This window comes from Zavarzinella sp. (assembly GCA_041399155.1).
In the GTDB taxonomy this organism is placed as follows: Bacteria; Planctomycetota; Planctomycetia; order Gemmatales; family Gemmataceae; genus JAWKTI01.
In genome coordinates this window covers 543005-556908 of sequence record JAWKTI010000001.1, presented here as the reverse complement: position 1 = coordinate 556908, position 13904 = coordinate 543005, and the positions used below count along the sequence as shown (strand labels likewise).

Sequence of the window (13904 nt, the reverse complement as noted above, 5' to 3'; positions counted from 1 at the left end):
TGAAAGGTCTGCAAGGATTCATCCTGCAGGCGTTTTTTCATTTTTACTTTCCGTGGTCAGGAAGAATCGGAAAATCACACAGCGGCACACTGTCGGTGGGCTCGGCCAGGATTTCCGCTAACGTGGTCTGCTGAAATGCTTTTTCAACCATTTCCAAAGAGGCATCCAGTCGTTTGTGCAGCGGGCATAAGCGAATACCATGGGCTGACAATTCTAACGGACATGATTTGATCCGCTGGATTGGATCAACCGCATTCACTATTTCCAGAATAGTAATTTCCTGGGGAGTTCTTGTCAGAGAAATCCCCCCACTGATGCCACGTTGGGAGGTAAGCATTCCCGCACGATTCAATGCTTGCAGCACCTTCGACAAATAAGCGGGGGGAACTTTCGTTGCGGCAGCAATTTGTTTCGTCGTTCTGGCGTGCGGTGCCTGACTGGCAAGAAATACCGCTGCACGCAAAGAATATTCCACCGTTTGGGATAACATATTTCACCAAAAATTTTAAATTGGATCTTGATATCCATTTTATACGAAGATAAGATGATGCAAAATTGGACAAGTTTATCCAATTAAGATTTGTAGTGGTATTCTCTCCTATTAATGAGGACAATCTCATGAAAACCATCGATGAAAACCGTCTTGAAAGCGATTTGGAGTATCGAGTTCAGTATCTTGCAGAGTTCATGGGTTTCGGTGATGCAGATATTGCGATCATCCACGGTGCAGCCCCCCTGTTGGGACCACTGGTACCTGGTTTGGTGGATGCTGTTTATGAGAAATTATTCACGTATAATGCCACTAAACGGCACTTTGTTCCAAAACAATCTGGTTATGAAGGTGCAGTGCCCACCGATCTTGCATCACTGACTGTCGATCATGAGATGGTAAAGTTCCGCAAGCAGCACCTCAGCAAATATCTGGAAGCGTTGGTTACACGCCCGTACGATGCAAAAATGTTTCTTTATCTCGATAAAGTGGGGCAAATTCATACCCCGCAGGCAGGTAATCCGGAAATTAATGTCCCACTGGTACAGATGAACGCACTAATGGGTTTTGTTGCCGATGCAGTCACCAACACGATTTTCAATTTAAAGCTGGATCGAGATGCAGAAATCAGTGCGATCCGAGCCTTTCAAAAGTTGCTCTGGGTACAAAATGACCTGATTGTTCGGCATTACGCGAAATAACTCTCTCGCAAGCTAGTTCATCAATCAATTACTGACACATCAAATAATTTTTCCATGAGTTGGATGGGTAACGACATTTCAGCTAAGGCAATTGGCTGATACCCCGCTTCGATTTGTGTATCAGGTAAAATTTCATGTTTTCCTATTTTTGGAATCAACTTAGTAAGGATTCTCCGTGCATAGGCCTTTTTCCCAGTGCTTTTTCTACTGCACATATACAATAAACAGCTAGTTTTTCGGTGCGTGAAAGGACCTGTTTTTGAACGAGGCCTGTTTTCGTGCATCACTTCAATCTGTTTGGCAATTGGATGATCTACCTCGATAACGCAGCAACAAGTTTCCCCAAGCCAGAATCAGTTTACGTGGCAATGGATCAGTTCGCCCGCAAACAACTGGCCAACCCTGGCCGTGCCGGGCACCAGATGGCATTGGCCTCCGAACATGCTCTGGAAGACTGCAGGCACCGACTGAACCAGTTGTTTCATGGCAAAAATCCGGATCGATTCATTTTCACGTTGAACTGCACCGATGCACTGAATCTGGCATTTTCAGGTGTGCTTCAACCCGGCGATCATGTAATTACCACAAATCTGGAGCATAATTCCGTCAGCCGACCCCTGCGTGCCATGGAACTTGCTGGGAAAATCACACTGACGCGTGTGCTGGCTGATGCAGCGGGAACCATTGACCCTGCAGACATTGAAAAATCAATTACCCCCAAAACCCGCCTAGTGGCTCTAACCCACGCTTCCAATGTGCTGGGTACGGTCCAGCCTATCCGCGAAGTAGGTAAGTTCTTACGTGAAAAGGACTTACTGTTTCTGGTCGATGCCGCACAGACTGCCGGAGTGCTGCCTGTTGATCTCATGGCAGACTATATTGATCTGTTAGCTGTCCCGGGCCATAAAGGATTAATGGGTCCTACCGGGACCGGTTTTCTCTACGTGGGTGATCGGGTATCGATTGTACCTGTTCGTCAGGGGGGCACCGGGGGTGATTCCAGTAGCGAAACCCAGCCCATGGAATTGCCGTATTACCTTGAAGCGGGCACGCCTAATGTTTTAGGTGTCGTTGGACTTGCTGCGGGCATTCAATGGGTCACAACAGAAACATTAGAAAAAATTCATCGACATGAAGTGGAATTGGTCGAACGATTATGGCAACGACTGGATGAAATACCTGGACTTGCAGTATTTGGTCATCGCACCATGAGCAGGCGAGTAGGCACCATCAGCTTTCGATCGGAAATGATTCCCGCTACAGATGTTGGGGCGATTCTGGACCATAATTTTGCGATTGCCATTCGGCCTGGTTTACATTGTGCCCCTTACATCCATCGGGGGCTGGATACGTTCCCGGATGGCACCATCCGTGTCAGTCCAGGCCCATTTAACACCGAAACCGAAATTGACACGCTGGCAGACGCATTGCAGCAGATATTCAGTATGTAATCATGAGAATTGGTGAAGATTCCCACATGATTCGCTACCCATTTTGCCTATGCTCACTATATCGTTGTTGAATCGCACCTCTTTTGGGCAGGTAATCCGTTGAGCGACTCTTTTCTGATGCTAGCGAGCACGTTGGCCCTGATTGCCGTCGTCCCACTGACGATATATCTGTTTTTTCTCTGGTTATGGAGCAGAAATGCCCCCAAACTGATGAGTGGGGTACAGGAAACCCTGATCCTTCTGCTGGGACTCAGTGGTTTTCTGTTGCTTTCAGGCCCGTTGTTTATCAGTACCATCGATTCCACCACGCGGTGGTATTTATCCAGCGATATGAGCCAGTTACGGGATCTCCCCCGCCTACAGGCGAGAAATTGGTCCATTATGGCTGCGGGATACCTGATTCTATTAGCCACATTTATTATTGGCTGCTTTATGGCTCGATTACATCACAGCGTTATTTTGAACACACGACTCAATGATGTGTTTGCCGCAATTGATCGTGCGTTCGAGCAGCACGGCTATACAACGATGCGGCAGGGGATCTGCTGGCGATTCAACGGATGCCAGCAGAGAATCCACTGAAAATCCCTTCCCAGGTAGTGGCGGAAATCAAAGATTTTCGCTTTTTTCATCAGGTAACAATTCGTTGGGCTGCGGGTCTGGCACCTCAACGTGCGAACTTAGAGCAATTCATTCAAGCGTATCTGAAAGAGAGAGACTATCCCAGTGGTACGCGGGCATCGTATTGGTTTGGCACCGCCCTGTCGTGTAGCGCGATGGTAGTACTGATGCTTCTGACAATGATCGTCATGGTCACATTTTTCCCACGTTCTTAGTGGGTTGATGCAATTTTAATGTGATTATTGCTTTTGGACTGAAAACAATTGCTGACACCAATGACTGAAAAACTGAATTGCTGTTAGCTGATCAATTTGTTTACAATTGTCCCTTCACGGAATAATTGCATTGGTCGACCTGTTGAAGTATTCAATTCGGAATGTGGGTCGATACCCAATTGATGGAAAATGGTTGCTCCCAGGTCATCGGGTGTCACCGGTTCAGTTGCTGGTGCCATACCGGAGGCATCCGTGGTACCGTGAGCGTAACCACGATTAAAGCCACCGCCAGCGATAACACAGGCCATTGAACGTGCCCAGTGGTCTCGCCCTGACTTGGCATTTACCTTAGGAGTACGACCGAATTCGCCCGCACACATTACGATGGTGCTATCCAGCAGCCCACGTTGATCGAGGTCTGCAATCAAAGCCGATAGAGTCTGATCCAAGGGTGGCAGCAGTTTCGTTTTCAGATTGGTGAAGTTATTGCTGTGTGTATCCCAGCCACCCGTTGTGAGGGTGACAAAACGCACACCAGCTTCCACCAGACGGCGTGCGGCTAATGCGCTGGTGGCCAGTGGGGTGTTGCCGTAAGATTCAATCACGCTCTTCGATTCTTTCGTCAGATCAAACGCCTTTTTCGTTTCATCCGAACGCAGAATATCGAGTGCCTGTTGATGGAAAGAGTCCAGGCCGTTGGCGACATCGGCATTTTTGTCCAATTCCTGGAACTTTTTGTCCAGTCCGGAGAGCAGTTGATCCCGTTTATCAAGATCTTCAATGGTGAAGCCGTTTGGCAAAGAGATACCACGGACACTCATTGACTTGGCACCACCACGCCCATTACCACCTTCAACGGTAAATGGGTTGTATGAGGTACCAAGGTAGCCGCCTAAGCCAGCAGCCCCATTTCGAAGCTGGGAAAACACCACGTAAGGTGGGACACCTTTCGGCGTGGATAACAACTTGGAGCATAGCGAACCATAAGAAGGATACTGAATCGATGCTGTCGGCTTATTACCCGTGGTCATGAAGACCGTCGCAGGTGCGTGCGATGGAATCGTGTGGTGTAATGACCGTACAACAGAATATTTGTCACCAATCGCAGCCATTTTTGGCAGGTGCTCTGCAAGCTGGAAGTCGCCCTTGGTGGAAATCGACTTGAACTCACCCCGGATTCCTTCAGGAGCTTCCGGCTTGTTATCCCACATGTCGATGGTGGCAGGCCCACCCGGTAACCAGACAAGAATTACACTTTTGGCTTTGGTAGATTTCCCCGGACGTGCAGGTGCTGCACGCAGGGCGGCAGGAAGACTCAGGCCGAGCATGCCAATCGAGCCTACCTGCAGAAAATCCCGCCGATGAAAACCTTCACAATCTGTTTTGCGAAACATCGAACGCTCCTAGTAAGGGTAATGAGTTGTAAGCCCTTGTCTTATCAGTGGTTAAGAATGAATTCCCGAGTGTTTAACAGCGCCCAGAAAATATCGTTGAAAGCCGCAGCACGGTCTGGTTCCCGCTCGCGGAATTTAGCCAGTAATTGCATCTCATCGGCGGTGGGATAACGCGACAGGATACCCAATACCAGTTCGGTAAAGACCTGTTCATCGTTCATCGATTTATCGTTCAGTAATGTCCACAAACGATTCGATTTCACGGTCATTTTGCGTAACAGAGTGGTATCGGTCATCCGGAACAACGTTTGTGGGAGTGCTGGATCCATCGCTCGTTCACAGTCACACGCAGTAGTACGAGGTGGGCGGCCAAAAATCTGTAGCACGTAGGCAATATTCTGATTCCCAAGCTGGGTGGTGCCGATTTCCGTAATCCGTTTGTCTTTTGGAAGATTGCTTGGCAGCGTTTCCGTCACTCCAATTGCATCATTGATAATATCGACTACCACTTCTGCCATCATTGGGCGAATGTAGCCGTGGGAGTAATTTCTTGTGTCGAACTTGTTCGATTCATTCGGCTTGGATGTCCGTTGATACGTATGGCTGTTGAGAATCAGTGTTTCAAGTTTCCGGATATCGTAACCGCTTTTCACAAATTCAGTAGCCAACAGATCCAGCAACGCAGCGTTCGTAGGGGGATTTGCCTGTGAAAAATCATCGACAGGATCGACGATCCCCACACCGAAATAATGAGCCCAGACTCGGTTGACAAAGCTACGGGCAAAAAATGGGTTTTCTGGAGAAGCCATCCAGTCAAACAGTGAGACCCGCAGATCAACCCCTTTGGCAGCAGGAAACTCCGGGCCAGCAATCGCTTTGGGCGTTAGTGGCTTATCAGTATCAGGATCGGTCATCAAGCGGTTGCCACGTACTGGCTCAGCAGCAACAAACATTTCCCGCAGGGTGATCAGATTGTTACGATTTTTCGGGTCTTTGTTGGCCTCGGTACGTTTTTTATTTTCTGCAACTACCATTTGTCGCAACTCAGATGAGGAGTACTGGTTGGTTGAGAAAGTAACATTCGAAAAAATGTTGGCAAACGACCGATAATCGGCCTGGGTCCACTGGTCTGTGGGGTGTTTATGGCACTGGGCACATTCCAACCGCACGCCCAGGAAAGCCGCAGCTACTTTTTCACCCCAGATATTGGAAGGCACCGCCTGACGGGTACGCCAGAACAGGTCGAGCGTTTTCCGTTTGGCATATTCGGAGGTATCCATGCTTTTCAGGGCATCTTCATCAATTTTATTCGTTTGAGCAATCCACTCTTTTTCACTTTGACCTTCAAGACTGGTTGCTGTCAGAACTCCCTTCACAATCTGGTCGTAAGGCATGTTCTGTTCAATACGCACCCGGAACCAGTCGTGCCACTGCTGGCTGCGTGGCACCTGCAGCGGTGCGGGCTGTTCGAGTGTCAGCGTGTTGTTCCCTGTGATATCGGAGAACTTCGTCGCCCAGATTGCTCCATGCAGTGGGTGCTTCAGTAATTCTTCAATCTTCCTGGCCCGCTTATCCGGTGACCGATCGGCCAGAAACTTACGTATCTCATCCGGGCTGGGCAGTGCGCCTATCGTATCGATCGTCACACGACGTAGAAAATCAGCATCATCCGTCAAACCACTGGGGGCGACATTTAATAACCGTAATTTGTTGTTTACTTCTTTATCAATGGCATTATGGGCAAACTGGGCAAAATCGGCATTCTGTTTGCCCGAAGAAGCTACCAGCACCCGAATCGACGCCACTTTGCCACGATAAAGTACATTGAAACCTGAATCGCCGGGCTGTTTTGCCTCGATCCCACCCGCAACATTCACGTTTGCTACCGCGTCGTCCTGCATGCGAAAATCGCAGAAAGGTGTTACATCTTCTTTCGATCCATCGGCAAACCGTGCAGTCACCCGCACCTGAGAAGACTGGCCGGGCTGCAGAATCATATACAAAGGCGGATCAATGGTCAGTTCGCGGATTTCGCTACCCTCTTTCGAGCGGGGCATTCCCTGAGCAATCCACTCCCGGATCACACCATACTGCCAGGAATCGCGGGTAAAACGAATCCCCCCATCGTGAGAGGTTAAGCCGGCTGCTTTTTGCAGCAGCAAACTCTCATCCGGTTGTCGCACATTGGCACGGCGGCCGTGTAGTTCCCGCGTCAGTGCGTTGTAGTCCCGATCCGCATCCAGACCAAAAAGGGAAAGCCGGAAGCCATTTTTCCCTTGAAAAGATCCGTGGCACGAGCCATTGTTGCAACCGGTTTTACTGAGCAACCCCATCACATGGCGCTCAAAATCAACCTTCTCTAATTGTGTACCGTTCGGAAGTTCCGTAGCAATAAGCGTTTGCGTCGATTGGCCAGCGAAAAACAGTGTAGCACACCAGCAGGCCATCCAGCGGATAGGTAACGTGCGAACGAGCATCCTGGGGGTCCTTTTACAAACTACAAAAAGCAGTCAGTAGGTAGGTTTCGGGCGACAAAGCGAGCGCAGGGCTAACAATCTAACCAGAGTTTGACACAAAAGTTCTGCAATTGAAAAGAAAAAAGTCAAAAAATAATGAAAAATGCTTCACTTTAACGAGTAGTACCGCACAAATTTTCATCGTTTTTTCTCAAATTCACCTACATTTTTGGTAAAAACGTCCACCTGTGGTGAAGAAGTAACCTATGTTCCATCTAAATCCGCACTCTCTACTCGCCGGATAACATTTATGAATTTTTTCTCAGAGCCGGAAGCTCCCTCCAAAAACGTGGTTGTCAAAATCGAGCAACCATGCCTGGTGATCGTGGGTGACCCATCCACCACAGAAATCGATCAGGAAGTATTGATCGAGTTAGAACTTAATTGGGAAGTTCACTTTACAAAATCCCTGTTTGAAACACTCGAGTACACCACCCAGCGACCTGCAGACCTGGTGCTGATCGATCTTGGTCAGGATCAGGAGGATTTGTTGGAAATGGTAGATGCTTTGACTCGTCAGGCATCCGGAACTCCAATTATTCTGATGTCAGCACCATATGAGGTGCATGTGGCACTGGAAGGAATTCGTCGTGGTGCCAGACACCACTTTCCAAGAGAGTTGCTGCAAAAAGAACCAACCGCCGTGGTGCGCCTTTTGGAAGAAACTGCCCGCACAGCCAAGATGCAGAGCATTTCTTCTAAGTTATTGAATCGTAATGACTTACAGTTTACGCTCAACGCGAATCGCCGTGAAATCAGCCCCGTTATCGAACGAATTCATCATGAAATGGTGGCATCAGGCCATTTCTGCCCTACTTCGGCGGGACAGTTTCGAGTTGCCATCGAAGAAGCGGTACTGAATGCGATGCTGCACGGGAATCTGGAGGTTTCATCTCAGTTGAGACAGGATGGAGACGGTCCGTTCGATCAATTGGTTGCAGAACGATCGCGCATCGCACCGTATTGCCAAAGAAAAGTCCACATTATGGTGGGGATCAGCGTTTCCGAAACAGTCATCGATATTGTTGATGAAGGGCCTGGATTCGATATTTCGAGGGTTCCAGACCCCACCGAAGATGGGCGGGTATATCAGATTGGCGGACGCGGAATCCTGCTGATGCGTGCGTTCAGTACGCAACTGCAGTATTTTGGCAAAGGTAACCATGTACGGTTGATTAAAAAGTCAACTCGGGCACATACGAAGTGAGCAATTCAGAAGATATTGCCAATTTGAGAAATATTGGCCCCACTTCTGCAGCATGGTTACGCCACATCGGAATTCAATCGAGAAATGACCTTGAAAGTATTGGAGTTGTAGCGGCTTTTCTGGCGGTACGCGATGCTGGCTTCCGGCCAACATTCAATTTTTTGTGGGCAATGGCAGCTGGTTTGCAGGATAGCCCATGGCAATCACTTACTGAAGAAATCAAAGTAAGACTGTTGCAGGAGCTTCGGAACATGGAAGGTTAGAAAATCACACACATGTTTTTCCGATGTGTTTTTTTCATTTACCAAGTTATTCTGGTTCTGCGCCCCATCAATCTCTTTTGTTGACAGACGAACGCAACTTTAGTTTGTCATAAACTGTCCCAAGGTGGGGATTTTAGCATTCTTCAGGCAGGAGACTGGCGTGGATTCGGTGCGTGCAAGTGTTCTGGAAAGAGCACAGACAGTGGTTGTCAAAGTGGGTACCAACGTATTGGCGAACGCTCGTGGCGAAATCGACACAGAACGGATTCAATCCCTTTCCGATCAGATCATGAGAATTCGCTCATCAAATCGCCGGGTCGTTTTGGTTAGTTCTGGTGCCATCGGTGCTGGTCTGGGCCGTTTGAAACTGAAAAAACGCCCAGGGGATTTACCCCACCTGCAGGCGTGTGCGGCAGTGGGCCAATCAGTTCTAATGCAGATCTATCAGGAATCGTTTGCCCACCATGGGGTACCAGTGGCACAAATTCTGCTTACTGCTGGTGATTTTGACCACCGTGTGAGATATCTGAACGTAAAAAACACAATTCAAATGTTGTTTGAATATCAGAGTCTTCCAATTATTAATGAGAATGACACCGTTTCGGTGGCAGAAATCAAGTTTGGTGATAACGATCATCTCGCCGCACTGTTGGCGAATTTGTTACAGGCAGAATTACTGGTGCTGCTGACCAGTGTCGACGGCTTATATACGAGCGATCCCACTCAGGACCCCACTGCCCACATAGTGCATACGGTCACCAATGTGGACGACCAGATTTCGGCCATGGCAGGCAAAAGCACGAGCCTTCTTGGAACAGGTGGGATGAAAAGCAAATTGCGCTCTGCCAAAACTGCTGCCACTGGCGGCAGTGCGGTCATCATGGCCAATGGCAACACCCACGGCATCCTGGACAGTATTTTTGCAGGTGACGAGGTAGGCACGCTGTTTTTGCCCCAGGGTGGAGTGCTGCCAGCTAGGCAACGTTGGCTGGCGTTCACCGCACGTGCCAAAGGAGCATTGTGGCTGGATGATGGTGCTGCCACTGCCGTTGTGAAACAGGGACGCAGCCTGCTGCCAATTGGTGTAATCAAAGTGACTGGGGACTTCAAAAAAGGCGATGTCGTTTCCATTTGCAGTACACAAGGACAGGAAATTGCTCGCGGTTTGTCGAATTACTCGATGACAGAAGCGGAAAAAATTCGTGGGCTGACCAGTGAGCAGATTGCACGGGTTATCGGCAAACTGCCTTACATGGAAATGGTACATCGCGACAACATGGCGATGGTCAATTAGCATTCAGCATCATGATTGCCCGCTCCACGGCCTCCACCGTCTGGGCAATGATTTCTGATGTATGTAACAACGATAGCCACCCACCCAAGACAGGCATGTCGACACCGTTTAACAACAAAGCCTGTCGAAAACGATGCTTCAAATCAGGATTTCCTGGCCCATCAAGCAGGTTCAGGTCGCCATTGTAAGGAACGATTCCGTCGTTGGTTGTAGTGGCGGCTGGGATGGACGGCCCCTGATAATTTGGAAGTAAGCGAAACATACTGAAATCGCCGTAGGCCAGCCATGGCCAATGATGACGTTGAAATAGTTCATTCAGTTGGTTCCGCAGCAAACGGCCGTTTTCATTGGCAGTTTCACAGATTGGTTCGTGGGCAATACTCTTCAATACGGCCAGTCCGGCAGCAGCGGACAATGGATTGGCATTGTAGGTGCCAGGGTGCCGCATTTTCGGCTTCCCCGGACGGAAAGTAATCTGCTCGAGCAGGTCTGCTCGACCAATCAACGCCCCACCTGGAAGGCCGCCTGCCAGAATTTTGGCGAGTGAGGTCAGATCCGGTTTTACTTCGTAGTACTGCTGTGCCCCAGCGGGTGCGACTCGGAAACCGGTGATTACTTCATCAAAAATTAGTAACACGCCATATTTTGTGGCCAGTTGACGCACTCCGTGCAGAAAATCGCCACGAATGGGCACGGCACCCCAGTGCCCACCCGTAGGCTCCAGAATGATCGCAGCAATATCAGTATCCTGCTGAAGAGTTTGTTCCAGCACCTCGAGGTTATTGGGCATGATTGCTACTGTCTGGCTACCAACCGCTGCAGCAACACCCGGAATCATTGGTTGGTCGTAAGGCGGATCGGAACCGATTGAAACCGCATCGTGCCAGCCATGAAAATGCCCACAGAATTTCAGGAGTTTATTTTTGCCAGTAAACATCCGTGCGAGCCGCAGTGCCATCAAAGTAGCTTCGGTACCCGATCCAGTAAAACGGATTCGTTCCGCATGGGGGTACATCGCCAGAACTTGCTTTGCCCAGGTAATTTCCAGTTCATGGCACCCACCCACGTGAGTAGAACGTTCTACCTGTTGTTGCACCGCAGCCACCATTGGTGGGTAACTGTGCCCCAGCAGTAAGGCCCCGTGCCCCATCCAGTAATCGATGAACTGGTTGCCATCGACATCCCATTTATGTGCGCCAAGTTGCCGCGTGAAATACAGGGGACATGGTTTTAAATACCGCAGATCGTGTGTGACGCCGGAGGGAAATAACTCTACCGCTTGCTGGTAGAATTGCTTCGAACCTGCAAACTGATGTTCAAATTTTTGTTCAATCGACATAATGAGAACCCGTTAATGAGTCGCTTACTGCAGGTATTCCGAACCACAAATGGTGGAATCATTTTTTATCCGATCTCCAGAGCATCGGCAGGATAAAAAATTTGCACAGTCATATTTCACGTTAGTTGCCACCGGATCCGAACCACCCACGGAGGTTTTTGTAAAATAGCATCAAAGACTTCTCCCATAGGATCGACGCATGAAAGCAAAAAAAACCGGCGGTGGCTGGGCAGCAATCTGGTACAGCCTGCGGATGGCCAACAAAGTCGGTTGGTGGAAACTTTGGCGTTCGATGCGGGCGAAAAACGCCTGCAAGACCTGCGCCCTAGGAATGGGTGGTCAGAAAGGTGGGATGAGAAACGAATCTGGCCACTGGCCAGAGGTCTGTAAAAAGTCGTTTCAGGCGATGATTGCCGATATGCAAAAAGGGATTACTGCTGATTTTTTTCAACAGTATTCCATCGCACAATTGCAAACCTTGTCCCCACGTGAACTCGAGTGGTGCGGCAGATTAACCCAACCTGTCTACGCTGGTGAGGGAGACAGCCACTTTCGAGTTGTGGATTGGCAATTTGCACTGGAGCGAATTGCCAGACAGTTGCGTGAAAATGCCCCAAATCAGACATTTTTTTACGCATCAGGCCGTTCTTCCAACGAAGCTGCCTTTCTGCTGCAACTTTTTGCCAGAGTGTACGGAACAAATTATGTTAATAACTGCTCCTATTATTGCCATCAGGCCAGCGGTGTGGGCCTGAATGCCTCGGTGGGCTCAGGCACAGCAACAATCGAATTGGACGATCTCGACCATGCTGACCTGGTTTTTCTGATTGGTGGCAATCCTGCTTCCAACCACCCGCGATTGATGCGTTCACTAATGAAAGTCCGGCGGTCAGGTGGGGATGTGATTGTCATCAATCCGATTAAAGAAGTAGGATTGGTCAATTTCAGCGTGCCTTCCGATGTCCGTAGTTTGCTGTTTGGCACGAAAATCGCTTCCGAATACCTGCAACCCCACATTGGTGGTGATCTGGCTCTGCTCAGTGGCATTGGCAAAGCCATACTGGAACTGAACGCGGTAGATCATGAATTTCTGCAGAGATCCACTGATGAGAGCATTGCTTATCTCGATCATCTGCGACAGTTAGAATGGGCCGATATCGTACAGCTTTCCGGAATCAGCAAGGATCTGATCGAAAAAATTGCCCGCCGCTATGCCCAGGCAAAACGAGTGGTGTTTGGCTGGACAATGGGGATTACCCACCACCAGCATGGCGTGGCTAACGTGCAAACGATTGTCAACCTGGCCCTGATTCGCGGGATGGTGGGCAAAAAACATGCAGGATTAATGCCAATCCGTGGTCATTCCAACATTCAAGGCATTGGTTCGGTGGGTGTGGTGCCTGTTCTTAAACAGCAGATTATTGAAAATCTGGAAAAGTTGTTGGGCGTGACATTGCCCACCACACCAGGCAAAGACACCATGGCCTGTATGGTGGCAGCAGATGAAGGTGAAGTAAACAGTGCTTTTTGCCTGGGTGGTAACCTGTACGGCAGCAATCCCGATGCCCAATATGCCCATCAAGCACTGAGCAAGTTACAACTGGTTACTTATCTGAATACCACGTTAAATACAGGCCACCCCTGGGGATGTGGTAAAGAAACCTTGATTTTACCGGTGCTGGCACGTGATGAAGAGCCCCAGCCAACCACACAGGAATCGATGTTCAATTACATCCGAATGAGTGAAGGAAACATTAACCGACTGACGGGTCCACGCAGTGAAGTGGATATCATCACCAGCCTGGCAGATGCAGTATTGGGCAAAACGCCAATCGACTGGATCCGATTACAACAACACCAGGAAATCCGTGCGATGATTGCCCAGGCAATTCCTGGATTCGAAGCAATTGCCTTACTGGACAAAACACGGGAAGAATTCCATATCAAAGGCCGCTTGATGCACGATGGTAAATTTCCAACCGCGAGTGGCAAAGCAAAATTTGCGATTTACCCATTACCGCCGTTACAGGGAGAATCGGACGAATTACGGCTGATGACGATCCGGTCTGAAGGGCAATTCAATACGGTAGTGTATGAAGAGACTGACATTTACCGTGGGCAGGAACGTCGAGATGTTATTTTAATGAATGCACAGGATATCACCCGCCTGGGACTCAAACTCAATCAGGCAGTCACTATTTCCTCGACTGCTGGTGAAATGCATCAGATTCTGGTACGTGCGATTGATATTACCCCCGGCAATGCAGCGATGTATTATCCAGAGGCGAATATACTGGTGCCGAAAGATCTCGACTCTCAGTCAAAGACTCCTGCGTTCAAATGCATTCCGATCCGGATACGGCCGCAGGAAGTACCGGAAACGAGCAAAACAGCGCTGCCAGTGGTCAGTTGA

General features: G+C 49.1%; 13 protein-coding genes. 8 read left to right on the top strand and 5 right to left on the bottom strand.

Annotation, left to right across the window (positions count from 1 at the left end; translation table 11 throughout):
- Window positions 1-43: 43 nt before the first annotated feature.
- Entirely contained in the window at window positions 44-490 is a 447-nt protein-coding gene (locus R3B84_02395) for an Rrf2 family transcriptional regulator (GenBank protein ID MEZ6139398.1), read from the bottom strand.
- Between the two features lie 128 nt (window positions 491-618).
- Between R3B84_02395 and R3B84_02390 the strand changes: the two genes are divergently transcribed.
- The gene (locus R3B84_02390) at window positions 619-1191 is read left to right on the top strand and encodes a protoglobin family protein (protein ID MEZ6139397.1); all 573 of its coding nucleotides are present in this window, start codon (window positions 619-621) and stop codon (window positions 1189-1191) included.
- A gap of 20 nt (window positions 1192-1211) precedes the next feature.
- Here the strand turns inward: R3B84_02390 and R3B84_02385 are convergent, their stop codons facing one another.
- Window positions 1212-1349, bottom strand: a complete 138-nt coding sequence (locus R3B84_02385) for a hypothetical protein (GenBank protein ID MEZ6139396.1) — start codon at window positions 1347-1349, stop codon at window positions 1212-1214.
- Window positions 1350-1469: 120 nt separating this feature from the next.
- Here R3B84_02385 and R3B84_02380 point away from each other — a divergent pair, with 120 nt between their 5' ends.
- The 3 genes from R3B84_02380 to R3B84_02370 all read left to right on the top strand — a co-directional run bounded on the left by R3B84_02380 (window position 1470) and on the right by R3B84_02370 (window position 3478).
- Window positions 1470-2642: an aminotransferase class V-fold PLP-dependent enzyme gene (locus R3B84_02380; GenBank protein MEZ6139395.1), complete on the top strand. Its 1173-nt coding sequence runs from the start codon at window positions 1470-1472 to the stop codon at window positions 2640-2642.
- A 99-nt stretch (window positions 2643-2741) separates the two neighbouring features.
- On the top strand, window positions 2742-3224 hold the full coding sequence (locus R3B84_02375; protein ID MEZ6139394.1) for a hypothetical protein: 483 nt from the start codon (window positions 2742-2744) through the stop codon (window positions 3222-3224).
- Window positions 3203-3478, top strand: a complete 276-nt coding sequence (locus R3B84_02370; protein ID MEZ6139393.1) for a hypothetical protein — start codon at window positions 3203-3205, stop codon at window positions 3476-3478. The genes R3B84_02375 and R3B84_02370 overlap by 22 nt, the downstream gene beginning before the upstream one ends.
- Window positions 3479-3561: 83 nt before the next feature.
- On the opposite strand, the gene R3B84_02365 is transcribed toward R3B84_02370, so the two are convergent.
- Both R3B84_02365 and R3B84_02360 read right to left on the bottom strand, forming a co-directional pair.
- Window positions 3562-4872, bottom strand: coding sequence for a DUF1501 domain-containing protein (locus tag R3B84_02365; GenBank protein MEZ6139392.1), 1311 nt, complete (start codon window positions 4870-4872; stop codon window positions 3562-3564).
- Between the two features lie 44 nt (window positions 4873-4916).
- A complete protein-coding gene (locus R3B84_02360) occupies window positions 4917-7349 on the bottom strand; it encodes a DUF1549 and DUF1553 domain-containing protein (protein MEZ6139391.1) in 2433 nt (810 codons plus the stop codon).
- A 289-nt stretch (window positions 7350-7638) separates the two neighbouring features.
- Between R3B84_02360 and R3B84_02355 the strand changes: the two genes are divergently transcribed.
- The 3 genes from R3B84_02355 to proB all read left to right on the top strand — a co-directional run bounded on the left by R3B84_02355 (window position 7639) and on the right by proB (window position 10152).
- The gene (locus tag R3B84_02355) at window positions 7639-8595 is read left to right on the top strand and encodes an ATP-binding protein (protein MEZ6139390.1); all 957 of its coding nucleotides are present in this window, start codon (window positions 7639-7641) and stop codon (window positions 8593-8595) included.
- A complete protein-coding gene (locus tag R3B84_02350) occupies window positions 8592-8858 on the top strand; it encodes a TfoX/Sxy family protein (GenBank protein ID MEZ6139389.1) in 267 nt (88 codons plus the stop codon). Before R3B84_02355 ends, R3B84_02350 begins: the two co-directional genes overlap by 4 nt.
- 160 nt (window positions 8859-9018) lie before the next feature.
- Window positions 9019-10152, top strand: a complete 1134-nt coding sequence (gene proB, locus R3B84_02345; protein ID MEZ6139388.1) for a glutamate 5-kinase — start codon at window positions 9019-9021, stop codon at window positions 10150-10152.
- On the opposite strand, the gene R3B84_02340 is transcribed toward proB, so the two are convergent.
- On the bottom strand, window positions 10145-11491 hold the full coding sequence (locus R3B84_02340) for an aminotransferase class III-fold pyridoxal phosphate-dependent enzyme (GenBank protein MEZ6139387.1): 1347 nt from the start codon (window positions 11489-11491) through the stop codon (window positions 10145-10147). The two genes, proB and R3B84_02340, sit on opposite strands and share 8 nt — an antisense overlap.
- A gap of 199 nt (window positions 11492-11690) precedes the next feature.
- Between R3B84_02340 and R3B84_02335 the strand changes: the two genes are divergently transcribed.
- Window positions 11691-13904: an FdhF/YdeP family oxidoreductase gene (locus R3B84_02335; protein MEZ6139386.1), complete on the top strand. Its 2214-nt coding sequence runs from the start codon at window positions 11691-11693 to the stop codon at window positions 13902-13904.